Origin of the sequence: Cupriavidus sp. UYPR2.512, assembly GCF_000379565.1 — a bacterium.
Classification (GTDB): Bacteria; Pseudomonadota; Gammaproteobacteria; order Burkholderiales; family Burkholderiaceae; genus Cupriavidus.
Window position 1 is genome coordinate 38,081 of sequence record NZ_KB902976.1, and the last position, 22,998, is coordinate 61,078.

A 22,998-nucleotide genomic window follows, 5' to 3' on the forward strand; every position below is an offset into this window, starting at 1 on the left:
GGGGCGGGTCTCCTACCAGTCCAGGCTCAGCAGCCAGTCGACGAAATAGCGCGCCTCGGGCTTGAGCGGGGCCTGTTCGCGCTCGACGATGTAGTAGCCGTGCGGCGAGACCGATTCCACATCCAGCAGCCGCACCATCTGCCCCAGCGACAGCCAGTGCCGCGCCATGCGCTGCCGTACCAGCGCCACGCCCTGGTTGGACGCGATCGCTTCCAGCATCAGGCCGATGTCATTGAACTGCGGCCCGGTCTGCGGCTCGGCCCAGTCCAGCCCGGCGGTCTCGAACCACGGCTTCCACGGCTCCAGCGGGCTGCGCAGCAGCACCAGGCCGTGCAAGTGCTCGGGTCTGGTGATGGCGCGGCCGTTGACGCGCTCATAGTATTCGCGGCCGCAGGCCGGGAACACCGGCTCGACCAGCAGCCGGGTGGTCTTCAGGTCGGGGTAGCGGCCGGTGCCGTAGCGGACCTCGACATCGGTGTCCTCGGCCTTGACGTCCAGGAACGGGATCGCCAGGTGCAGCTCGAGGTCGATATGCGGATACAGCGCGCCGAACTCAGGCAGGCGGGGCACCAGGTGCTGGCGCCCGAAGGTGGGCGGGATCGCCACCCGCAGCCGGGTGCGCAGCTTGTTGTACTCGGGCCGCGCCAGCTCATTGAGCGACTTGAGCGCGTCCTGCACGTTGCGCAGGTAGCGCGTGCCGGCGGCGGTCAGCCGCAGCGCGGCGTTGGCGCGCACGAACAGGTCTTCGCCCCACAGCTCCTCAAGATTCTTGATGCGGTGCGAGACCGCGCTGGGCGTGACCGACAGCTCTTCGGCCGCGCGCGCAAAGCTGCCCAGGCGCGCCGCTGCCTCGAAGGCGATCAGCAGGTGCAGCGGCGGGACGCGGTTGAACATGGCGGCCATCTGCCCGCTATGCCTTACCGCGTGCCCGCGCGCGCGGCGCTGAAGATCTTGCCCGGGTTCAGGATGTGGTTGGGGTCCAGCGCGTCCTTGATCGCGCGCATCAGGTCGAGCGCGTCCTCGCCGTGTTCTTCCGCCAGGAAGCGCTGCTTGTGCAGGCCCACGCCGTGCTCGCCGGTGCAGGTGCCGCCCATCGCCAGCGCGCGCTCGACGATGCGCTGGTTGATGGCCTCGGCCTCGGCCATTTCCTCGGGCTTGCCGGGGTCGACCAGGATTGCCACGTGGAAGTTGCCGTCGCCGACATGGCCGACGATGGGGCAGGGCAGCGCCGAGGCGTTCAGGTCCTTCTCGGTCTCGGTGACGCAGTCGGCCAGGCGCGAGATCGGCACGCACACGTCGGTGGTCACCGACTTGCAGCCCGGCTTGAGCTGCAGCATGGCGAAGTAGGCGGTATGGCGCGCGTTCCACAGCCGGCTGCGGTCCTCCGGGCGCGTGGCCCACTCGAAGCCCTGGCCGCCGTGCTCGGCGGTGATCTGCTGCACGGTCTCGGCCTGCTCGCGCACGCCGGCCTCGGTGCCGTGGAATTCGAAGAACAGGTGCGGGGTCTCGGGCAGGGTCAGGTTGTCGTGGCGGTTGATGGCGCGGATCGCCAGCGCATCAACAAACTCCACGCGCGCCACCGGCACGCCCAGCTGGATGGTCTGGATCACCGCCTGCACCGCGCTGCCCATGCTGGGGAAGGCGCACACCGCGGCGGAGATCGCTTCGGGCTGCGGGTAGAGCCGCACCGTTACCTCGGTGATGATGCCGAGCGTGCCTTCGCTGCCGATAAAGAGCCGGGTCAGGTCATAGCCCGCCGCCGACTTGCGCGCCTGGGTGCCGGTGCGGATCACGCGGCCGTCGGCGGTCACCACCGTCAGTGCCAGCACGTTCTCGCGCATGGTGCCGTAGCGCACCGCGTTGGTCCCGGAGGCGCGCGTGGCGCACATGCCGCCCAGCGAGGCATCGGCGCCCGGATCGATCGGGAAGAACAGTCCGGTGTCCTTGATTTCCTGGTTGAGCTGCTTGCGCGTGACGCCGGGCTGCACGGTCACGGTCAGGTCCTCGGACTGCACCGCGAGCACGCGGTTCATCTGCGACAGGTCCAGGCTGATGCCGCCTGCCACGGCCAGCAGATGGCCTTCCAGCGACGAGCCGGCGCCGTACGGGATCAGGGGCACGCCATGCTGGTTGCACAGGCGCGCCACCTCGGCCACTTCCTCGGTGCTGTGGGCGAAGACCACGGCGTCGGGCACGGCCGGCGGGAACGGGGATTCGTCACGGCCGTGGTGTTCGCACACGCCGGCGGAGGTGGTGAAGCGGTCGCCGAAGCGCGCCGCCAGGGCTGCGCTGAAGGCGGGCGGCAGCGGACGGCGGGCGAGGGTGGCGGGCGGCGTGGGGTGGTTCATGCGGGTCTCCGGCGGGTCGGCGCGACGGTGGTGCCGGCGGCGGCGCTCCGGAGCAAGCTCCGGTCTGGCCGGCAGGGGCGCGACCCGGTTATCGAATGGACGATGAATGGGGCTACCGGCATTCTACGCCGCGCGGCGACTCACGCACCCTGGCGGGGCGCGGCGGCGGCTGGCGGCCGGCAGGTACTGGCCGATAGCCGCACAGCAAGCGCCGGGACACAAGAGCTTGGCCCGCCGAGGCGGCCGGCGCGATAATGCGTCTTTCCCCCCTGGCGCCACGCGTTGCAGGGCGGACCACGACTATCACACGCTTACGAGGAGACCGGCATGGGCAACCGCCTGTCCAAGATTGCCACCCGCACCGGCGACGCCGGCACCACCGGCCTGGGCGATGGCAGCCGCACCGGCAAGGACAGCCTGCGCATCGCCGCCATCGGCGACGTCGACGAGCTGAACTGCCACGTCGGCGTGCTGCTGACCGAGGCCCTGCCGGACGACGTGCGCGCCGCGCTGCTGCATATCCAGCACGACCTGTTCGACCTCGGTGGCGAGCTGTCCATCCCGGGCTACACCCTGCTCAAGCCTGAGCAGGTGGCGCAGCTCGACACCTGGCTGGCCGGCTACAACGCCAACCTGCCGCGGCTGGCCGAATTCATCCTGCCGGGCGGCAGCCGCGCCGCGGCGCAGGCCCATGTCTGCCGCACCGTGTGCCGCCGTGCCGAACGCGCGCTGGTGGCGCTGGGCGCGGCCGAGCCGCTGAACGAGGCCCCGCGCCAGTACCTGAACCGGCTGTCGGACCTGATGTTCGTGCTGGCGCGGGTGCTGAACCGCGCCGGGGGTGGTTCGGACGTGCTGTGGCAGCGCGATCGCGACGCGCCTGGAGGTATGGAATAAGCCACTTGTGGCGACGGCGCCGCGCCGCCGGCTTAACCTGCGGCGGCGGATGCCGTTGAAAGCGTGCAGAAACCGAGAAAATTACTCGGATTTGCCGCTTCTGCCCTTGAAAAGCCCCCGGACGGCCACATTTCGGCCTCAGGTTGAATTGCAGCCGCGCAGATAGCGCTGGCTCAAGAGGAGAGAATAATGGGTAAGATCATCGGTATCGACCTCGGTACCACCAATAGCTGCGTCGCGATCCTGGAAGGCAACACCCCCAAGGTCATCGAAAACTCGGAGGGTGCCCGCACCACCCCGTCGATCATCGCCTACATGGAAGACGGCGAAATCCTGGTCGGCGCGCCGGCCAAGCGCCAGGCCGTCACCAATCCGCGCAACACCCTGTACGCGGTCAAGCGCCTGATCGGCCGCAAGTTCGAAGAGAAGGAAGTCCAGAAGGACATCGGCCTGATGCCGTACGCCATCGTCAAGGCTGACAACGGCGACGCATGGGTGTCGGTGCGCGACCAGAAGCTGGCCCCGCCGCAGGTGTCCGCCGAAGTGCTGCGCAAGATGAAGAAGACGGCCGAGGATTACCTCGGCGAGCCGGTGACCGAAGCCGTGATCACCGTGCCGGCCTACTTCAACGACTCGCAGCGCCAGGCCACCAAGGATGCCGGCCGCATCGCCGGCCTGGACGTCAAGCGCATCATCAACGAGCCGACCGCGGCTGCGCTGGCGTTTGGCATGGACAAGAACGAGAAGGGCGACCGCAAGATTGCCGTGTATGACCTCGGCGGCGGCACCTTCGACATCTCGATCATCGAGATCGCGGACGTGGACGGCGAGAAGCAGTTCGAAGTGCTGTCGACCAACGGCGATACCTTCCTGGGCGGCGAAGACTTCGACCAGCGCATCATCGACTACATCATCAGCGAGTTCAAGAAGGACCAGGGCGTTGACCTGTCCAAGGACGTGCTCGCGCTGCAGCGCCTGAAGGAAGCCGCTGAAAAGGCCAAGATCGAACTGTCGAGCTCGCAGCAGACCGAAATCAACCTGCCGTACATCACGGCCGATGCCTCGGGTCCGAAGCACCTGAACCTGAAGATGACCCGCGCCAAGCTCGAATCCCTGGTGGAAGAGCTGATCACGCGCACCATCGAGCCGTGCCGCATCGCCATCAAGGACGCGGGCGTCAAGGTCAGCGACATCGACGACGTGATCCTGGTCGGCGGCATGACCCGCATGCCCAAGGTGCAGGAACAGGTCAAGGAGTTCTTCGGCAAGGAAGCGCGCAAGGACGTGAACCCGGATGAAGCCGTGGCCGTCGGTGCCGCGATCCAGGGCTCGGTGCTGTCGGGCGACCGTACCGACGTGCTGCTGCTGGACGTGACGCCGCTGTCGCTGGGGATCGAGACCCTGGGCGGCGTGATGACCAAGATGATCACCAAGAACACCACCATCCCGACCAAGCATGCGCAGGTGTTCTCGACCGCTGACGACAACCAGCCGGCCGTGACCATCAAGGTGTTCCAGGGCGAGCGTGAAATGGCCACCGGCAACAAGCTGCTGGGCGAGTTCAACCTGGAGGGCATCCCGCCCGCGCCGCGCGGCACGCCGCAGATCGAGGTCTCGTTCGACATCGACGCCAACGGCATCCTGCACGTGGGCGCCAAGGACAAGGCCAGCGGCAAGGAAAACCGGATCACCATCAAGGCGAACTCGGGCCTGTCGGAAGACGAGATCCAGCGCATGGTCAAGGACGCCGAGGCCAACGCCGAGGAAGACAAGAAGGCCCGCGAGCTGGCGGATGCCCGCAACCAGGCCGACGCGCTGATCCACTCGACCAAGAAGGCGCTGACCGAGTACGGCGACAAGCTGGACGCGGGTGAGAAGGAAAAGATCGAAGCCGCGATCAAGGAACTGGAAGACGCCGCACGCGGCGGCGACAAGGCCGAGATCGACGCCAAGGTCAACGCGCTGTCCGAAGTCAGCCAGAAGCTGGGCGAGAAGGTCTATGCCGACATGCAGGCCAAGGCCGGTGAAGGTGCCGCGCCCGGTGCTGCCGGTGCCGGTGCGGCCGGTGGCCAGCAGCAGGCCCAGCCGCAGGACGACAACGTTGTGGACGCCGAATTCAAGGAAGTCAACGACAAGAAGTAATCGGGACCCGCGGGCGGCGGCGCAGGCACTGGCCGGCACCGCTCCCGCCCCGACGCCGGGCGACGGCCATCAGACCCGCGGGAAACCGCCGTCGGATGCCGCGCTCGGCTTTTTTGCTATTCGCCGGCAGGTGCCGCATGCGCCGGCCGGCCAATGAGGTAATGAGCCACCATGGCAAAACGTGACTACTACGAAGTGCTCGGGGTAGGCAAGAACGCGAGCGACGACGAGATCAAGAAGGCTTATCGCAAGCTCGCGATGAAGTACCACCCGGACCGCAATCCGGACAACAAGGAATCCGAGGAAAAATTCAAGGAGGTCAAAGAGGCCTACGAGATGCTTTCCGATGCCGAGAAGAAGGCAGCCTACGACCAGTATGGCCATGCCGGCGTGGATCCGAACATGGCTGGCGGCTTCGGCGGCGGCCAGGGCTACGGCGGCTTTGCCGAGGCCTTTGGCGACATCTTTGGCGACATCTTCGGCCAGCAGGCCGGTGGCCGCCGCGGTGGCGGCGGCCCGCAGGCCTATCGCGGCGCCGACCTGCGCTACAGCATGGAGATCTCGCTGGAGCAGGCTGCGCACGGCCACGAGGCGCAGATCCGCGTGCCGCACTGGGACGACTGCGACCACTGCCACGGCAATGGCGCGGAGCCGGGCTCGAGCGTGGAAACCTGCCCGACCTGCCACGGCGCCGGCCAGGTGCGCGTGTCGCAGGGCTTCTTCACCATGCAGCAGACCTGCCCGAAGTGCCACGGCAGCGGCAAGTTCATCCCCAAGCCCTGCACCAAGTGCCACGGCCAGGGCAAGCTGAAGTCGCAGAAGACGCTGGAAGTGAAGATCCCGGCCGGCATCGACGAAGGCATGCGCATCCGCTCGTCGGGCAACGGCGAGCCGGGTATCAACGGCGGTCCCCCGGGCGACCTGTATGTGGAAGTCCACATCAAGCCGCACGCGGTGTTCGAGCGCGACGGCGACGACCTGCACTGCCAGATGCCGATCTCGTTCGCCACCGCGGCGCTGGGCGGCGACCTGGAAGTGCCGACGCTGAGCGGCAAGGCCACCTTTCCGGTGCCTGAAGCCACCCAGTCGGGCAAGACCTTCCGCCTGCGCGGCAAGGGCATCAAGGGCGTGCGCTCGGGCTATCCGGGCGACCTCTATGTGCATGTGAACGTGGAGACGCCGGTCAAGCTGACCGAGGCGCAGAAGGACATGCTGCGCCAGTTCGACCGCTCGGTGCATGAGGGCGGCTCGCGCCACAGCCCGCAGGAGCAGTCCTGGCTGGACAAAGTGAAGAGCTTCTTCAGCTGACCGGGTCTGCAGTATCGGACCGGCCACGTGCGAGCGTGGCCGGTCTTGTTTTTGGCGCGCGATAATGCCAAGGTTGTCGCCGCCGATTCCTTTCAGACGATTTCCCCGTGGTAGCAAGCATCCAGCCCCCGCCCTCACCCCCGGCCCCTCTCCCGCGAGCGGGAGAGGGGAGCAAGCAGCCAGGGGGAGGAGAGGTCTTCGTTCTTCTCGACGACGCCACGGCTGCGGCGGCGCAAGCCGCATCACGCCTCTACACCGGCCTTGTCCGCGAAGACGTGCTGCCCGCCGGCAGCGACATCGCGCAGCTCGACACGATGCTTGCCGAGGGCTGGCGCCAGGGCTGGCATGCCACCCTGTTTGCCCCCTACGAATTCGGCGGCGCACTGGTCGATGCCCCGGTGCATACCGGTAACGAGATGCCGTTCCACGACGGCGCGCTGCGCCTGCTGTGGTTCCGCAACCTGCGCCGGCTCGATGCCGCGGCGGTCACGGCGTGGCTGCAGTCGAACGCCGACCCGAAGCCAGCGGGCCTGATGGACGTGGCCTCCGATACCTCCCGCGAGGCCTTCGACGATGCCATCGCCCGCATCCACCAGTGGATCGAAGCCGGCGACACCTATCAGGTCAACTATACCCAGCGCCTGCACTTCGATGCCTATGGCGACCCGGTGGCGCTGTATGCCGCGCTGCGCGCCGCGCAGCCGGTGCCGTATGGCGTGCTGGCACGCCTGCAGGATGGCGCCTCGGTGCTATCGCTGTCGCCCGAGCTGTTCGTGCGCCACGACGGCCAGGGCCACCTGCTGACCCGGCCAATGAAGGGCACCGCGCCGCGCTCGGGCGATGCCGTGCGCGATGCGCAGGCCGCCGCCGCGCTGGCCGCCGATGCCAAGAACCGCGCCGAGAACGTGATGATCGTCGACCTGCTGCGCAATGACCTGGGGCGCATCGCGCAGCCGGGCAGCGTGGCGGTGCCGGAGCGTTTTGCGGTGCAGCCGTTTGGCGCGGTGCTGCAGATGACCTCTACCGTCACCGCGACGGCGCGGCCCGGCACGCGGTTTGGCGCGCTGATGGCGGCGCTGTTCCCGTGCGGCTCCATCACCGGCGCGCCCAAGCGGCGCACCATGCAGATCATTGCCGAACTGGAAGACACGCCGCGCGGGCTGTACACCGGGGCGACCGGCTGGATCGATGCGCCGGCCGGTGATGCCGCAGCCGGCCAGTTCGCGCTGTCGGTGGCGATCCGCACGCTGGTGCTGGCACCCGCCGCGGCCAATGGCCTGCGCGCCGGCGAGATGGGCGTGGGCGGCGGCATCGTCCATGACAGCGTGGCAGCGGAGGAGTTTGCCGAATGCGGCTGGAAGGCGCGCTTCCTGACCCGGCACGACCCCGGCTTTACGCTGTTCGAGACCATGCGCGTGCAGGACGGCGAATGCCGCTACCTGGCGCGGCACCTGGCGCGGATCGGGGCCTCGGCGCTGGCATTTGGTTTTGCCTTCGATGCGGACGCGGCACGCGCGGCCGTGGCCGCACAGGTGGCGCAACTGGGCGCAGGCACGTGGCGCCTGCGCCTGAGCGTGGACAAGGCCGGCACGCTTGCGTTTGCCAGCGGCGCGCTGGCGCCCTTGCCGCCGGGGCCGGTCGGGATCGGCATTGCCGCCGATGTGCTGCCCGCCGCCGATCCGCTGCGCCGCCACAAGACCAGCGCGCGCGCCGTGTTCGATGCGGGCTGGCAGGCCGCCGAGCGTGCCGGCGGCTTTGACCGGCTGTTCTTCAACACGCGCGGTGAAGTGCTGGAAGGCGGGCGCAGTTCGGTCTTCGTCCGCATCGATGGCCGCTGGCTGACGCCGCCGCTGTCGGCCGACATCCTGCCCGGCGTGATGCGCGCGGTGGTGCTGGACGAGGGCGGGGCGGCCCTGGGCGCCCCCGGCGAAGCGGTGACGGAAGCCGTGATCACGCGCGCGATGCTCGCGCGCGCCGAGGCCATCGTGCTGGTCAACGCCTTGCGCGGCGCGATGCCGGCGACGCTGGGCCAGTAAGCCCGAAGATCAAGGGTGGTGCGTGTCGAGCACGCCGTCGCCCAGCTTCCAGCGCACCACGCCCGGCAGGTTGATCAGCTCGCGGTCGTGGCAGATCATCACCACGGTGCGGCCTTCGGCGGCCAGGTCGCCGACCAGCGCAATCACCTGCTCGCGCGCGTGTCCGTCCAGGCTCGAGGTGGGTTCATCCAGCAGCAGCAACTCCGGCTCCAGCACCTTGGCGCGCGCCAGCGCCACGCGCTGGATCTCGCCGCCGGACAGGTATTCGGGCGCGGTGTCCTGCAGGTGCGACACGCCGGCCCAGCCCAACGTTTCGCCCACGCGGCGGGCGATCTCGTCGCGCGGCATTCCGCGTGCGTGCAGGCCATAGGCAATGTTTTCGCGCACCGAGGTGCGGAACAGGTAAGGGTGCTGGTGCAGGTAGGCGATGCGCTGGCGCAGCGCCGGCGGCAGCGGGGTGAGGGGTGCGTCGTGCGCCTGGCCCTGGGCGTCGGTCCACTGCGCGCTGGCGCCGGGTGCCGGCTCCAGCCCGGCCAGCATGCGCAGCAGCGTGGTCTTGCCGGCGCCGTTCATGCCGGTCAGCACGATCGCGGTGGCGCGCGGGATCACCAGTCTGTCGATGGCAAAGAGCTTGCGCAGGCCGATGGTGCGCGCCAGCCCGCGCACGATCAGCAGCGGGCTGTGGTCATGGGCAGCGGCGGGGGTCATCGGCGGAAGCCTCCGGCACCCTGCAGCCAGGCCATGCCGATATTGACCAGCAGCGCCAGCGCCACCAGCACGATGCCCAGCGCAATGCCCTGCGCGAACTCGCCCTTGCTGGTTTCCAGCGCAATGGCCGTGGTGATGGTGCGGGTGGAGCCTTCGATATTGCCGCCGATCATCAGCGCCGAGCCGACCTCGGCAATCACGCGCCCGAAGCCGGCGACCACCGCCGCCATCAGCCCGAAGCGCAGCTCGCGGATCACGGTCAGGAAGGTGCGCCAGCGGCCGGCGCCCAGCACCCAGGCGGTCTCGCGCAGTCGCACGTCCGCGCCCTGCAGGGTCGACAGCGCAAACGCCAGCACCACCGGGAAGCCGATCACCGCCTGCCCCAGCACCATGCCCGCCGGCGTGAACAGCAGGTGCAGGCTGCCCAGCGGGCCCTGGCGCGTCAGCAGCAGATACAGGACCAGCCCGACCAGCACGGTCGGGAACGACAGGAAGGCCTGCGCCACCACCACCACCGCGCGCCGGCCCGGGAACTGCCGTGTGGCAATCAGCCAGGCAGCGGCGATGGCCGGCACGGTGGCCAGCGCCAGCCCCAGCACCGCCACCATCAGCGAGGTCCAGACAATGAACCACAGGCCGGCGTCGCCGCTGGCCAGCAGGCGGAAGGCGTCGGCGGTGGCGGTGCCGATCTCCACCGGGTCAGGCGGAGAAGGTGTGCTCGGCGGCGGGGAAGCTGCCATCCTTGACGGCGGCAACGTAGGCGCGCACGGCTGCCTCGACCGAGGTCTGGCCGTCCATGAAGTTGCGCACGAACTTGGCCTTGCGGCCCGGGTAGATATTGAGCATGTCCTGCAGCACCAGCACCTGGCCGGTGCAGTCCGCGCCCGCGCCGATGCCGATGGTGGGGACCGTCAGCGATTGCGTGATCTCGCCGGCCAGCGCCGCGGGCACCGCTTCCATCAGCACCACCTGCGCGCCGGCGGCCTGCAGCGCCAGCGCATCGCGCTTGAGCTGGGCCGCGCCGGCGTTGGTCTTGCCCTGCACCTTGAAGCCGCCCAGCGCGTGCACCGACTGCGGCGTCAGGCCGATATGCGCGCATACCGGGATGCTGCGCTCGACCAGGAACTTGACGATGGGCGCCAGCCAGTCGCCGCCCTCGAGCTTGACCATCTGCGCGCCGGCCTTCATCAGCGTGACTGCGCTGGCAAACGCGGCCTCAGGCGTGGGATAGGTGCCGAACGGCAGGTCCGTCAGCAGCAGCGCGGTCTGGTTGCCGCGCGCCGCGCATTCGGTGTGGTAGGCCATCTGTTCCAGCGTGACTGGCAGCGTGGTCTGCTGGCCCTGCATCACATTGCCCAGCGAGTCGCCGACCAGGATCATTTCCACGCCGCAGTAGTCGAGCAGCGCGGCGAAGCTGGAGTCGTACGCGGTCAGCATGGCGATTTTCTCGCCGGCGTCGCGCATCGCCTGCAGTTTGGGAATCGTGATGGTCTTGCGGGAGGGATCGAGGAGGTAGCTCATGGCAGTGCCCATGTAGACGGCTTTGCCGGTGCCGGGAGGGCCGCCCGCACGGCAACGACGGCCGTCGTTATTGTGTTGGGTCTGGCAGGCGGAGCCTGTCAGGGCGCAGCGAGATTGAGAAAGGCCTTGCGGCCGCGCATGTTTTCGATGCGCGACAGTAGTGTACGGAAATCGTCATCATTGTCCACCGGATTGAAGTGGGCGGTGTCGACGACCAGCACCGGGGCGTCGTCGTACCGGTGGAACAATTCGCCGTAGGCGCCGGCCAGGCGCTGCAGGTAGTGTTCGTCGATGCCGGCCTCGCCAGGCTCGCCGCGGCGCACAATGCGCTCGCGCAAGAGCGACGGGGTGGCCTGCAGCACGATCACCAGGTCGGCGCGCTGCGGCGGCAGGTCAAGGCGTGCGGCGATGGCGTCGTAGAGCGCCAGTTCGTCGTCGGACAGCGTCAGCGCCGCGTGCAGCCGGTCCTTGGCCATCAGGAAATTGGTGACCATGCGCTGGCCGGCCAGCACCCCCGCCTGCCATTGCTGCAACTGCACCGCGCGCTGGGTCAGGCACCACAGCTGCAGCGCCAGCGCATGGCGCGCGGGATCGCGGTAGAAGGGTTCGAGGAAGGGGCTGCGGCGTGCGCTGTCGGGCAGTTCCTGGGCCTGCAGCGTGCGCGCCAGGCGCTGGGCCAGCGAGGTCTTGCCGGATCCGACGGGGCCTTCGACGACGATGCGGCGCAGGTGATCGAGCATGGCGCTCCGGGCTTCAGTGGGGTGGATGGCAGCGCCGCGGGCGCCGCCGGGCGGGGTCAGCCTGGGGTGCCGCCATCGCCGGTCTCGCCAGCGGCGGCCTGCATGCGCAGGCACTTGCAGGTGGACACCTTCTCGATGCGCTGCGCGCCCACGCCGGCCAGGTAGTCGGCGGCGCGTCCGCGCCCCGGGATGGCCAGCGCGGCGTCCAGCTCCAGCAGCGGCACCAGCGTGAAGGCGCGCTCGGTCAGGCGCGGGTGCGGCACCGTCAGATGCTCGTGGTCGTGCTGCTCGTCGCCGAACAGCAGCAGGTCCAGGTCCAGCGTGCGCGGCGCGTTGCGGAATGGCCGCTCGCGGCCGAACTGGTCTTCGATGTGGTGGCAGATGCGCAAGAGCTGCGCTGCGGTGAACGAGGTCTGCACCTTGACCACCGCGTTGTAGTAGTCGTCGCCGCCGGCATCGACCGGGGCGGTGCGATAGAGCGATGAGCGCGCCAGCACCGTGATGCCGACCTGCTGGGCCAGGCACACGATGGCGTCCTTGATGGCCTGGCGGGCATCGCCAAGATTGGCCCCGATGCCGATGAAGGCAAGCGTCATTTAGGTTTCCTCCGGCTGGCCGGGGCCGGCATGTGCTGCCTCGCCCGCGCCCGTGTCGCTCCGGGAAGAAACTTTATCCGATTTCCGCGGACTGCGTCGGCGGCGCTTCTTTCGCGCCGGGCCTTCGCCCTCGGTGCCCTGGCCCTCCTGGCCGCCCTGACTGCCTTGACCGCCGTGGCCGCCGTGGCCGCCGTGGCCGCCGTGGCCGCCGTGGCCACGCGCGCCGCGCACCGCGTCGATCAGGTCCTCGCGCTCGCCCGGGTCGGCGTCCTGGAAGTCCTGCCACCAGGTGGCCAGTTCCTCGGGCAGCTCGCCCGACTGGCAGCGCAGGTGCAGGAAGTCGAAGCCGGCACGGAAGCGCGGAGATTCCAGCAGCCGGAACGGCATGCGGCCCACGCGTTTTTCAAAGCGCGGCTGCATGCCCCAGATATCGCGCATGTCGGTGACAAAGCGGCGCTGGATGGCCAGCTGGCCGGTCTGCTTTTCCAGCACCATGTCCATGGCGGTGTTGAGCGCGGCGATGGCATGCTCGCCTTGCTCGCGCAGCCTGGTCCAGCGCTGCAGCACGTGGTGCCACAGCAGCGCGGCAAACAGGAAGCCCGGCGAGACCGGCTTGCCGGCCTGCACGCGGCGGTCGGTGTTGTCCAGCGCCAGCTGCACGAAGCGCTGGCCCATGGGCTGCTCCAGCGCCACGTCCAGCAGCGGCAGCAGGCCCTGGTGCAGGCCGGCCTTGCGCAGCTCCTGCAGCGAGGCCCAGGCGTGGCCGGACATCAGCAGCTTGAGCATCTCGTCGAACAGGCGCGCGCTGGGCACGTTGTGGATCAGCTCGGCCAGCCCGGCGATCGGCTCGCGCGTAGCCTCGTCGATGTCGAAACCGGTCTTGGCGGCAAAGCGCACCACGCGCAGCATCCGTATCGGGTCTTCGCGGTAGCGCGTGACCGGGTCGCCGATCATGCGCAGCGTGCGTGCGCGGATGTCTTCCATGCCGTGATGGTAGTCATGCACGGTCTGCGCGGCCGGGTCGTAGTACATCGCGTTGATGGTGAAGTCGCGGCGTTCCGCGTCTTCTGCCTGCGAGCCCCACACATTGTCGCGCAGCACCCGGCCCGAGGCGTCGATCGCATGGGTCTTGCTGTCGAGCTCGGCGCGCTTCAGGCGGCGGCCTTCGGGCAGGGTCTCGCTGGCGATGGCGTCGACCAGCGCGCGGAAGGTCGAGACCTCGATGATTTCCTGCTCGCGTCCGCCGTAGAAGGTCACGTGAACGATCTGGAAGCGCCGCCCGATGATGCGCGAGCGCCGGAACAGCGCCTGCACCTGGTCGGGCGTGGCATTGGTCGCGACGTCGAAGTCCTTGGGCTTGATGCCGAGCAGCAGGTCGCGCACTGCGCCGCCCACGATGTAGGCCTGGTAGCCGGCCTGCTGCAGCGTGGAGGTGACCTTGACGGCATTGCGCGACAGCAGCGCGGGGTCGATCTGGTGTTCGTCGGCGCCGACAATGCGCGGCGTATGGGCACGGCCGGTGCGGCGCTGCTTGGGGCCGGGTTTGCCCAGCAGGCGGGTAATGAGCTTCTTGATCACGTCAGAACAGATCCATGATGCGCCAGCCTGCCGCGGCGGCGTGGTGGCGCAGGCGATCGTCCGGGTTGGTGGCGATCGGCTCGGAGACTTTTTCCAGCAGGGGCAGGTCGTTGGCCGAGTCGCTGTAGAAGGTGGTTTTCTCGAAATGGTCCCACTGCGCGCCCTGGCTCTTGAGCCAGGCCTCGACGCGGGTGATCTTGCCTTCGCGGAAGCTGGGCACGCCCTCGACCTCGCCGGTGAACTGGCTCTCGGGCTTGCCGTCGACGGTGGCGGGGTCGGTCGCGATCAGGTGCTTGATGCCGAAGGCCGTGGCGATCGGGGCGGTGACGAAGCTGTTGGTGGCGGTCACCACGGCGCACAGGTCGCCGGCTTCCAGGTGCTTGTAGACCAGCGCGCGCGCCTGCGGCGTGATCACGGGGTCGATCACCTCGTGCATGAAACGCACCCGCATGGCATCCAGCCGGTCGCGCGGGTGGGCCGCCAGCGGCGCCAGCGCAAAGCGCAGGAAGGCCTGGATATCGAGGGTGCCGGCCTTGTAGTGGCCGTAGAACTCGTCGTTCTTCTGCCGGTAGGTTTCCTCGTCGACGACGCCCAGGCGGACCAGGAAGCGGCCCCATTCATGGTCGCTGTCGGTCGGGATCAGGGTGTGGTCGAGATCAAAGAGTGCCAGATTCATGGGCGGCGATTTTACCTTAAGGCGAGAGGTCGGGCGGGCAGGCAGGCGCCGTGGCCGCTTTGGGTGCGATTTGGGCGCCGATGCCGGCGCTAATCCCGGAATTCAGCAAACATTTCACGCAGCAGCGGCAGCGTCACCGGCCGCTTGCGTTCCAGCGAGTAGGTGTCGAGCGCGTCCAGCAGCGCCATCAGGCTTGGCATGTCGCGATAATGCCGCGTCACCAGCCAGTGCGTGATCTCCGGCGACAGCTGCAGCCCGCGCTCGCGTGCCGCATGAAGCACAACGGCCTTCTTGTCGTCGTCCGACAGCGGAGCGACCTGGTACACCAGGCCCCAGCCCAGGCGCGTGCGCAGGTCTTCGCGCACCGGCATCGCGCGCGGGGCCAGGCCGCCGGCCACTACCAGCGCGGTGCGCACGTGGGCGCGCACCTCGTTGTAGAGCGAAAACACCGCGATCTGGCGCGCTTCATCCAGCAGCTCGACGTCATCCACGGTGTAGAGCTGGCACCAGGGGTCGAACAGGAAGTCCGACAACGGGTGGTGCGGGCTCAGGTAGCGGCTGCGGATGCCGTGCTGCGGCCCGGCCTCGCATACCGCATGCAGCAGGTGGGTACGGCCGCAGCCGACCTCGCCCCACAGGTAGACCAGCCGGTCGCTGGCGTGCTCCTGGGCGAGCGCGGCGGGCAGCTCGCGCAGGCGCTGCACCGCCTCGCGGTTGGATGCCACCACGAAATTCTCGAAGGTCGAAGGCGGCGGGCTGCCCAGCTCGAGCGACAGTTGCTTGGGACGCGGGGACATGACGTATGGCTAACTTGCAGGTGTGGGCAGCAGTGGGGCAGCCGTTATTTTCGGTACAGGTCGCTGGCCAGGTAAACCCGCCGCAGCTGCCGCGCACCGACCAGCAGCACGGCACAGGTCGGCAACGCCAGCAGCACGCCGAAGAAGCCGAACAGCTGGCCGAAGGCGAGCAGCGCGAAGATCACCACCAGCGGGTGCAGGCCGATGCGTTCGCCCACCAGGCGCGGGGTCAGGTAAAAGCTTTCGATAAACTGGCCGAAGCCGTAGACCACCGCCACCGCGGCCAGCCCGTACCAGTTGCCGAACTGCAGCAGCGCGGCCAGGACCGCCATGACCAGCCCGACACCAAAGCCAATATACGGGATAAACACCGCCAGCCCGGTGAAGACCCCGACCGGCACGCCGATATCGAAGCCGGCGATGGTCAGCCCGATCGAGTAGATCGCCGCCAGGATCACCATCACCAGGATCTGGCCGCGCAGGTATTGCGACAGCAGCGCGTCGGTCTCGTTGGTCAGTTCGCGCACCTTGGGCACCCAGCGGCGCGGCACCACGCCCTCGATGCGGCGCATCACCATGTGCCAGTCCATCATCAGGTAAAACATGACGATGGGCACGATAAAGGCGATGCCGGCCACCGTGATCAGCGCCGAGCCCGACATCTTGACGTAGTTGAGCAACACCACCAGCAGGTCTTCCGGGCTGGCCGAGAAGCGGTCCGACAGCATGTTGCGCAGGCCGGGGAAGTCAAAGCGCACGCGTACGCCGAACTCGGCCAGCCGGGGCGAAACCACCGAATTGAGCTTCTTCAGCAGGATCGGCAACTGCTCGCGCACCTGCGGGATCTCGCGCTGCAGCACTGCAATCAGCAGCAGCACCAGCATCACGCAGATCACCGTCAGCAGCAGGATCATCAGCGTCACGCCGACCGCGCGCGGCACGCGGCGGCGTTGCAGCCAGTCCACGCCCGGGTTCAGGATATAGGCGAAGATGAACGCGAACAGGAACGGCGTCAGCACCGGCGCCAGCGCGATGAGGGCGGCGAACAGCGCGACGGCCACGACGATCCAGAGCAGGATGCGCTTGGCCTCTTGGTTCAACAGCGGGGCATTCATCAATAGTTGGGGGGGACGGGCGACAGCGCCGTTTGCGGCGGAATCTCGCCGGAAACTGGAAGCGGGGGGCCTCTATCCGTTAAAATTGCAATTCTACTGGACTCGCGCCCGCCTTCCGATGCCAAGCAAGGGAAGCTGCGGTGGCCCGAGCGCCGAATTCCTCACTTTATTTCCTCCAGGACAAGCAGGTTCCCATGAGCGCATCCCCGACCGCCGGCCAGGCAGGCCTTTCCTACCGCGACGCCGGTGTTGATATCGATGCCGGCGACGCACTGGTCGACCGCATCAAGCCGTTTGCCAAGCGCACCATGCGCGAGGGCGTGATGGCGGGCATCGGCGGGTTCGGTGCGCTGTTCGAACTGTCGAAGAAGTTCCAGGAGCCGGTGCTGGTGTCGGGCACCGACGGCGTGGGCACCAAGCTCAAGCTCGCCTTCCAGCTCAACCGCCATGACACCGTCGGCCAGGACCTGGTCGCCATGAGCGTCAACGACATCCTGGTGCAGGGTGCCGAGCCGCTGTTCTTCCTCGACTACTTCGCCTGCGGCAAGCTGGACGTGGACACCGCCGCCACCGTGATCCAGGGCATCGCCCGCGGTTGCGAACTGGCCGGCTGCGCCCTGATCGGCGGCGAAACCGCCGAAATGCCGAGCATGTACCCGGACGGCGAATACGACCTGGCCGGCTTTGCCGTCGGCGCGGTCGAAAAGAAGAAGATCATCGACGGCAGCACCATTACCCCGGGCGACGTGGTGCTGGGCCTGGCTTCGTCGGGCGCGCACTCCAACGGTTACTCGCTGGTGCGCAAGATCATCGAAGTGGCCAAGCCGGACCTGAATGCCGACTTCCACGGCCAGCGCCTGCAGGACGCGATCATGGCGCCGACGCGGATCTACGTGAAGCCGCTGCTGTCGCTGATCGAAACCCTGCCGGTCAAGGGCATGGCCCATATCACCGGCGGCGGCCTGACCGAAAATGTGCCGCGGGTGCTGGCGCAGGACGTCACCGCCGTGCTGAAGCGCGATGCCTGGACGCTCCCGCCGCTGTTCCAGTGGCTGCAGGCGCAGGGTCGCGTGGCCGACGATGAAATGCACCGCGTGTTCAACTGTGGCATCGGCATGGTGGTGATTGTGGCCAAGGAAGATGCTGAGCGTGCTATTCGTCATCTGCAGGCGGCTGGTGAGGCGGTGTGGGAGATTGGTGAAATCCGCGCACGTGCGGAAGGCGAGGCGCAGACCATCGTGGTGTAATCGTTTCGGTGGTTTTGTTGTGAGAGCGGCGCATGCCTTTGGGTGTGCGCCGTTTTTGTTTATTGGCTTGGCTTGGCTGCATGCGGTCGGTTGTCGTACTTGGCGGGCGTGGGCTGTTTCGCCGGCGTAGCCGGCGAGTCACTTTTTGTCCGAGCGACAAAAAGTAACCAAAAAACGCGTCGCCTGAGCGGCTGGCAATCCATTCCTCGGCGTTGGCCCGTTCGCGCGGCGGTGCTTGCCGTTCGATGTGGTTGCCCGTTCGAGCCTGCTATGCCATGTGAGTCAGGGATCGTGCCTGCGATAACCCCCTATTGGACGATCCCCATGCAGGGCGTAGGCCGCCTGCTGCCAGCCGTATCGCGGGGACGCCTACGGCTGCGCTGCGCGCCGGCCCTAAGCAGAGCGACCGTCCGACCACTTCCTGACAGCATTAGGTTCGCCATCATCCGCGACCACGCGGTGCGAGCGCAGCGATGCCCTCTGTGCCCGGGCCTCCGACCTGAGATGAAGCGTGCGCGCAGCGCAGCCGAAGGCGTCCCACCGATAACCTGGTTAGCAGGCTGCCAACAACCTAAAGTCGGGTTCGTCCAATAGTCCGTCGACGCAGGCACCAGACAGGGAGCGTAGCTGGCTCGAACCACCAATCACATCAGCGGAAATCACCACCGCCCGAACCACCAACGCCGATAACTTTATTGCCAGCCGCATAGGCGACGCGTTTTTTGGTTACTTTTTGTCGCTCGGACAAAAAGTGACTCGCCGGCTACGCCGGCGAAACAGCCCACGCCCGCCAAGCACGACAACCGGCCCCATAGCCCCAAAACAAACGGCTCCCAATCCCCCATCCTAGTGCATGGCACCAAAACCCAGCGTGCACCCACACCAAATCTGACAAACAAAATTCAACTTGATTGTATGGCGGTTTATATCCTAATGTACTGAGCAAAGACGCCGCACACGCATGCCGCGTCGGAGACAACGCCCGAATGCAACGCCGGGAACCACCACCGCGCGCCAGGGCAGGGACCATTGGAGGATCCACCATGCAAGCAGTCAGCATTGAGGCACCAGCCAAAAACGGCGCGTCGCCCCGGAAGCAATCCGTCGCGCGCGTCGCCGGGGCCAGCCTGGCCGGGACCACGCTCGAGTTCTACGACCATTTCATCTACGGATCGGCCGCCGCGCTGGTCTTCCCCAAGCTGTTCTTCCCGCAGAGCGATCCGCTGACCGCGACGCTGCTGTCCTTTGCCAGCTACGGCGTGGCCTTCGTGGCGCGGCCGCTGGGCGCGGCGATCTTCGGCCACTTCGGTGACAAGATGGGCCGCAAGTCCATCCTGATCATCACGCTGCTGATGATGGGCCTGGCCACCTTTGGCATCGGCCTGCTGCCGACCTATGCCGCCGCCGGCGCGCTGGCGCCGGCGCTGCTGGTGCTGCTGCGCGTGGTGCAGGGCCTGGCCCTGGGCGGCGAGTGGGGCGGGGCCGCGATCATGGTCAACGAGCTGGACCCTGAAGGTAAGCGGCGCGGCATCCTCGGCAGCCTGGTGCAGCTGGCGGCGCCAATCGGGCTGCTGCTGGCCAACGGCGTATTCGCGCTGGTGACCTGGCAGGCGTCGGAAGAAGCGTTCCTGAGCTGGGGCTGGCGCGTGCCGTTCCTGCTGTCGGCTCTGCTGGTCGGCGTCGGCCTCTACATCCGCTCCAATGTGCGTGAATCCGGCATGTTCGAAAAGCTGGAGGAATCGCATGCCGAAGCACGCGCGCCGATCATGGAAGTGCTGCGCAACTACAAGAAGCAGCTGCTGATCGCCTTTGGCGCGCGGCTGGGCGGCGACATCGCCTTCTATGTATTCACCCTGTTCCTGCTGTACTTCGTGCCGACCAAGCTGGGCCTGCCCAAGAGCATCGCGCTCAATGCCGTGCTGCTGGGCGCGCTGGCGCAGATCCTGTTCATCCCGATCGCCGGCCTGCTGGCGGACCGCATCGGGCGCCGCCCGGTGCTGATGATCGGGGGCATCGGCGGCGCGGTGTGGGCCTTTGCCTTCTTCGCCATGATCAAGACCGGCAGCCCGGCGCTGATCATGCTTGGCTCGTTCGTCGGCATGGTGCTGGTGTCGTTCATGTTCTCGCCGCTGGCCTCGTTCCTGCCTGAGCTGTTCGCCACCCGGGTGCGCGTGACCGGTGCCTCGCTCGGCTTCCAGTTTGCCGGCGTGTTCGGCGGCGCGCTGGCCCCGCTGATCGCGGTGGGGCTGCTCGACCGCTTCGGCAGCACCACGCCGATAGCCCTCTACCTGGCGGCGGTGTGCGCGCTGATCGCAGTGGCCGCTGCCGCCGCGCGTGAAACGGCACACATGCACCTGTCCGACGCGGACCACTGAGTGCTGCCGTCCCAACCTCGCCGTCCCAACCTTTTCGTGAGCCGTATCGTGAAACAGTTCGATCTGATCATCCGCAACGGCACCGTGGTGACCGCCAGCGACACCATGCAGTGCGATATCGGCATCGCCGGCGGCCGTATCGTGCAGCTTGGTCTTGACCTGGGCGAGGCGGCGCAGACCATCGACGCCAGCGGCAAGCTGGTACTGCCGGGCGGCGTCGATGCGCACTGCCACCTGGACCAGCCGATGCCGGACGGCCTCAGGATGGCCGATGGCTTCCGCACCGGCTCGGTCTCGGCGGCGTGCGGCGGCACCACCACGGTGATCCCGTTTGCCGCGCAGGAGAAGGGCCATTCCCTGCGCGCCGCGGTCAGCGACTACCACCGGCGCGCCGGCGGCCAGGCCGTGGTCGACTATGCCTTCCACCTGATCGTGGCCGATCCGACCGAGGCGGTGCTGAACGACGAGCTGCCTGGCCTGATCCGTGAGGGCTATTCGTCGTTCAAGATCTACATGACCTACGACGACCTCAAGCTGAACGACCGCGAGATCCTTGAGGTGCTGTCGGTGGCGCGCCAGGAGGGCGGGCTGGTGATGGTGCATGCCGAGAACTCGGACTGCATCGCCTGGCTGACCGAGAAGCTGGAAGCGGCGGGCAACACCGCGCCGAAGTTCCACGCGCTGGCCCGGCCGATGGCGATCGAGCGCGAGGCCACGCACCGCGCCATCACCTTCTCCGAACTGGTCGACGTGCCGATCCTGATCGTCCATGTATCGGGCAAGGAGGCGGTGGAGCAGATCCGCTGGGCGCGCAACCGCGGCATGAAGATCTTTGCCGAGACCTGCCCGCAGTACCTGTTTCTCACTGCCGAAGACCTTGACCAGCCCGGCTACCACGGCGCCAAGTGCGTGTGCAGCCCGCCGCCGCGCGACCGCAGCAACCAGGAAGTGATCTGGGACGGCCTGGCCGACGGCCTCTTCACCATCTTCTCGTCCGACCATGCACCGTTCCGCTACGAAGACGCGCAGGGCAAGAAGCCTGGCGGCAAGGAAGTCCCGTTCCAGTACATCCCCAACGGCATCCCCGGGCTGGAAACGCGGCTGCCGCTGCTGTTCTCGGCTGGCGTGGTGGGCGGCCGCATCTCGGTCAACCAGTTCGTCGCGCTGACCTCGACCAACCCCGCCAAGCTCTACGGCCTGCATCCGCGCAAGGGCACTATCGCCATCGGCGCCGATGCCGACCTGGCGATCTGGGACCCGCAGCGTGAAGTGACGATCCGCAACGCCGACCTGCACCATGCGGTCGACTACACCCCATACGAAGGCCTGCGCGTGACCGGCTGGCCGGTGACCACGCTGGTGCGCGGCAAGGTGGTGGCGCATGAGGGCGAGGTGCTGGCCGAGGCCGGCCACGGCCAGTTCCTGCCGTGCGGCCTGCCGGAGATGGCCAGGCCGCGCTATCGCACCTCGGGGGGCAGCCTGTGACGGCGGCCTTGCCGATGCTTTGACTGGAATGACTGACATGGAACTGACCAACCGCCTGGACGCCGCCACCATCGCGGCCCGCGTCGCTGCCGGCCGCCTCGATCCCGCCGAGGTGGTCGCCGCCTTCCAGGCCCGCATCGCGGCGCGCAATGACCAACTGAACGCCGTGTTCGAGCAGCGCCAGGAGCTGGTCGATGCCGATCTGGCGCAGCTGCGCGCGCGCCTGGCGCAGGGCGAGCGCCCGCTGCTGGCGGGTGTGCCGGTGATCGTCAAGGACGTGATCTGGAGCCAGGGCCGCCGCGTGACGCAGGGTTCGCAGCTATACCGCGACTTCATTGCGCCCGCCGACGCCATCGCGCTCGAGCGCCTGCGCCAGGCCGGCGCGATCGTGCTCGGCATGGGCAATACTTCGGAGTTCGCCTGCAAGGGCCTGACCACCAACAAGGTCTACGGGCTGACACGCCATCCGCTCGATGCCACGCTGACCGCGGGCGGCTCGTCTGGCGGCTGCGCGGTGGCGGTGGCCGCAGGCATGGCGCCGCTGGCGCTGGGCACCGACGGCGGCGGCTCCAGCCGGCGCCCGCCCGCGCATGCCGGCGTGGTCGGTTTCAAGCCTTCCTACGGCGCGATTCCCGATTCGGTCGGCTTTCCCCATGCCTTCAACGGCATCCAGGTGATTGCGCCGATCACGCGCACGGTGGCCGACGCCGAGCTGATGTTCGAGGCGCTGGCCGGGGCCGATCCGCGCGATCCCGATACGCTGGGTTTCTCGCTCGGCGCCGCGCGCCCGCTGCATACGCTGAAGATCGCGGTCAGCCCGCGCCTGGGCCTGGACACGCCGGTCGACGACGATGTCGCGCAGGCCTTCGAGCAGGCCGTGGCCCGGCTGCAGGCCGCGGGCCTGACCATCGAGCGTGCCGACCCGGCCTGGCCGAAGGGTGCCGACGAGGCCGCGCTGATGCCGCTGCAGCATGTCGGCCTGGCCAATCTCTACGGCGAGGCCTGGCGCCGCGACCCGGAGGTGTTCGATCCCGACGTGGCGCGCCAGATCGAGCGCGGGCTGGCCTGGAGCGGCGCCGACGTGGCCCGCGCGCGCGAAGCCAGCCACCAGATCGCGCTGGCCGTGGCGGGGTTCTTTACCCGCTATGACCTGCTGCTGTGCCCGACCACCCCGTGCGTGGCGTGGCGCAACGACCGGCTGGGGCCGGAGCGGATCGGCGGCGTGGCGGTGGAGCCGCGCGCCCATGCGGTGTTTACACCCTTCTTCAACCATGCGCTGGCGCCGGCAATCTCGGTGCCCTGCGGCCTCGGCCGCGACGGGCTGCCGGCCGGCCTGCAGATCGCCGGCCCGCGCGGTGCCGACCGCAGCGTGCTGGCCGCGGCCAGGCTGGCCGAAAGCGTGCTGGCGCCGCTGCTCAACCCTGCCGGATAA

At 68.1% G+C, this 22,998-nt stretch carries 19 protein-coding genes; 8 read left to right on the top strand and 11 right to left on the bottom strand.

The features are described from left to right. Positions 1-12: 12 nt before the first annotated feature. Both A3A5_RS0115790 and A3A5_RS0115795 read right to left on the bottom strand, forming a co-directional pair. On the bottom strand, positions 13-903 hold the full coding sequence (locus tag A3A5_RS0115790; RefSeq protein WP_018311526.1) for a LysR substrate-binding domain-containing protein: 891 nt from the start codon (positions 901-903) through the stop codon (positions 13-15). 14 nt (positions 904-917) lie between these two features. Further along, complete coding sequence (locus tag A3A5_RS0115795; RefSeq protein WP_018311527.1) at positions 918-2,348, bottom strand: FAD-binding oxidoreductase; 1,431 nt, start codon at positions 2,346-2,348, stop codon at positions 918-920. A 327-nt stretch (positions 2,349-2,675) separates the two neighbouring features. Between A3A5_RS0115795 and A3A5_RS0115800 the strand changes: the two genes are divergently transcribed. From A3A5_RS0115800 to A3A5_RS0115815, 4 genes are all read left to right on the top strand, one after another. After that, on the top strand, positions 2,676-3,242 hold the full coding sequence (locus tag A3A5_RS0115800) for a cob(I)yrinic acid a,c-diamide adenosyltransferase (protein WP_018311528.1): 567 nt from the start codon (positions 2,676-2,678) through the stop codon (positions 3,240-3,242). A 189-nt stretch (positions 3,243-3,431) separates the two neighbouring features. Continuing rightward, positions 3,432-5,384, top strand: coding sequence for a molecular chaperone DnaK (gene dnaK / locus A3A5_RS0115805; protein ID WP_018311529.1), 1,953 nt, complete (start codon positions 3,432-3,434; stop codon positions 5,382-5,384). A gap of 171 nt (positions 5,385-5,555) precedes the next feature. Continuing rightward, positions 5,556-6,692, top strand: a complete 1,137-nt coding sequence (gene dnaJ / locus A3A5_RS0115810) for a molecular chaperone DnaJ (RefSeq protein ID WP_018311530.1) — start codon at positions 5,556-5,558, stop codon at positions 6,690-6,692. Between the two features lie 107 nt (positions 6,693-6,799). Continuing rightward, positions 6,800-8,728: a chorismate-binding protein gene (locus tag A3A5_RS0115815; protein ID WP_026200826.1), complete on the top strand. Its 1,929-nt coding sequence runs from the start codon at positions 6,800-6,802 to the stop codon at positions 8,726-8,728. A gap of 9 nt (positions 8,729-8,737) precedes the next feature. Here A3A5_RS0115815 and A3A5_RS0115820 read toward each other — a convergent pair whose 3' ends face one another. The 9 genes from A3A5_RS0115820 to A3A5_RS0115860 all read right to left on the bottom strand — a co-directional run bounded on the left by A3A5_RS0115820 (position 8,738) and on the right by A3A5_RS0115860 (position 16,459). Further along, positions 8,738-9,436, bottom strand: a complete 699-nt coding sequence (locus tag A3A5_RS0115820) for an energy-coupling factor ABC transporter ATP-binding protein (RefSeq protein ID WP_018311532.1) — start codon at positions 9,434-9,436, stop codon at positions 8,738-8,740. After that, positions 9,433-10,131, bottom strand: coding sequence for an ABC transporter permease (locus A3A5_RS0115825; protein WP_010815030.1), 699 nt, complete (start codon positions 10,129-10,131; stop codon positions 9,433-9,435). The genes A3A5_RS0115820 and A3A5_RS0115825 overlap by 4 nt, the downstream gene beginning before the upstream one ends. Positions 10,132-10,135: 4 nt before the next feature. Continuing rightward, on the bottom strand, positions 10,136-10,957 hold the full coding sequence (gene panB / locus A3A5_RS0115830; RefSeq protein WP_026200827.1) for a 3-methyl-2-oxobutanoate hydroxymethyltransferase: 822 nt from the start codon (positions 10,955-10,957) through the stop codon (positions 10,136-10,138). A 98-nt stretch (positions 10,958-11,055) separates the two neighbouring features. Next, on the bottom strand, positions 11,056-11,697 hold the full coding sequence (locus tag A3A5_RS0115835; RefSeq protein ID WP_018311534.1) for a deoxynucleoside kinase: 642 nt from the start codon (positions 11,695-11,697) through the stop codon (positions 11,056-11,058). 56 nt (positions 11,698-11,753) lie between these two features. Next, the gene (gene folK / locus A3A5_RS0115840) at positions 11,754-12,293 is read right to left on the bottom strand and encodes a 2-amino-4-hydroxy-6-hydroxymethyldihydropteridine diphosphokinase (RefSeq protein ID WP_018311535.1); all 540 of its coding nucleotides are present in this window, start codon (positions 12,291-12,293) and stop codon (positions 11,754-11,756) included. Further along, the gene (gene pcnB, locus A3A5_RS0115845; protein WP_018311536.1) at positions 12,294-13,871 is read right to left on the bottom strand and encodes a polynucleotide adenylyltransferase PcnB; all 1,578 of its coding nucleotides are present in this window, start codon (positions 13,869-13,871) and stop codon (positions 12,294-12,296) included. It abuts the gene before it with no gap. A gap of 1 nt (position 13,872) precedes the next feature. Further along, complete coding sequence (locus A3A5_RS0115850) at positions 13,873-14,547, bottom strand: HAD family phosphatase (RefSeq protein ID WP_018311537.1); 675 nt, start codon at positions 14,545-14,547, stop codon at positions 13,873-13,875. Positions 14,548-14,636: 89 nt separating this feature from the next. Beyond that, positions 14,637-15,344 (bottom strand): DnaA regulatory inactivator Hda, encoded by a 708-nt coding sequence (gene hda, locus A3A5_RS0115855; RefSeq protein ID WP_018311538.1) that lies wholly within the window; start codon positions 15,342-15,344, stop codon positions 14,637-14,639. A 44-nt stretch (positions 15,345-15,388) separates the two neighbouring features. After that, positions 15,389-16,459 (bottom strand): AI-2E family transporter, encoded by a 1,071-nt coding sequence (locus A3A5_RS0115860; protein ID WP_018311539.1) that lies wholly within the window; start codon positions 16,457-16,459, stop codon positions 15,389-15,391. 194 nt (positions 16,460-16,653) lie between these two features. On the opposite strand from A3A5_RS0115860, the gene purM reads away from it, so the two are divergent. The 4 genes from purM (at position 16,654) to A3A5_RS0115880 (ending at position 22,998) form a co-directional block, all read left to right on the top strand. Next, positions 16,654-17,706, top strand: coding sequence for a phosphoribosylformylglycinamidine cyclo-ligase (gene purM / locus A3A5_RS0115865; protein ID WP_013957906.1), 1,053 nt, complete (start codon positions 16,654-16,656; stop codon positions 17,704-17,706). A gap of 1,043 nt (positions 17,707-18,749) precedes the next feature. After that, on the top strand, positions 18,750-20,081 hold the full coding sequence (locus A3A5_RS0115870; protein WP_018311540.1) for an MFS transporter: 1,332 nt from the start codon (positions 18,750-18,752) through the stop codon (positions 20,079-20,081). Positions 20,082-20,129: 48 nt separating this feature from the next. Continuing rightward, complete coding sequence (hydA, locus tag A3A5_RS0115875) at positions 20,130-21,566, top strand: dihydropyrimidinase (RefSeq protein WP_026200828.1); 1,437 nt, start codon at positions 20,130-20,132, stop codon at positions 21,564-21,566. A 37-nt stretch (positions 21,567-21,603) separates the two neighbouring features. After that, complete coding sequence (locus A3A5_RS0115880) at positions 21,604-22,998, top strand: amidase (RefSeq protein WP_018311542.1); 1,395 nt, start codon at positions 21,604-21,606, stop codon at positions 22,996-22,998.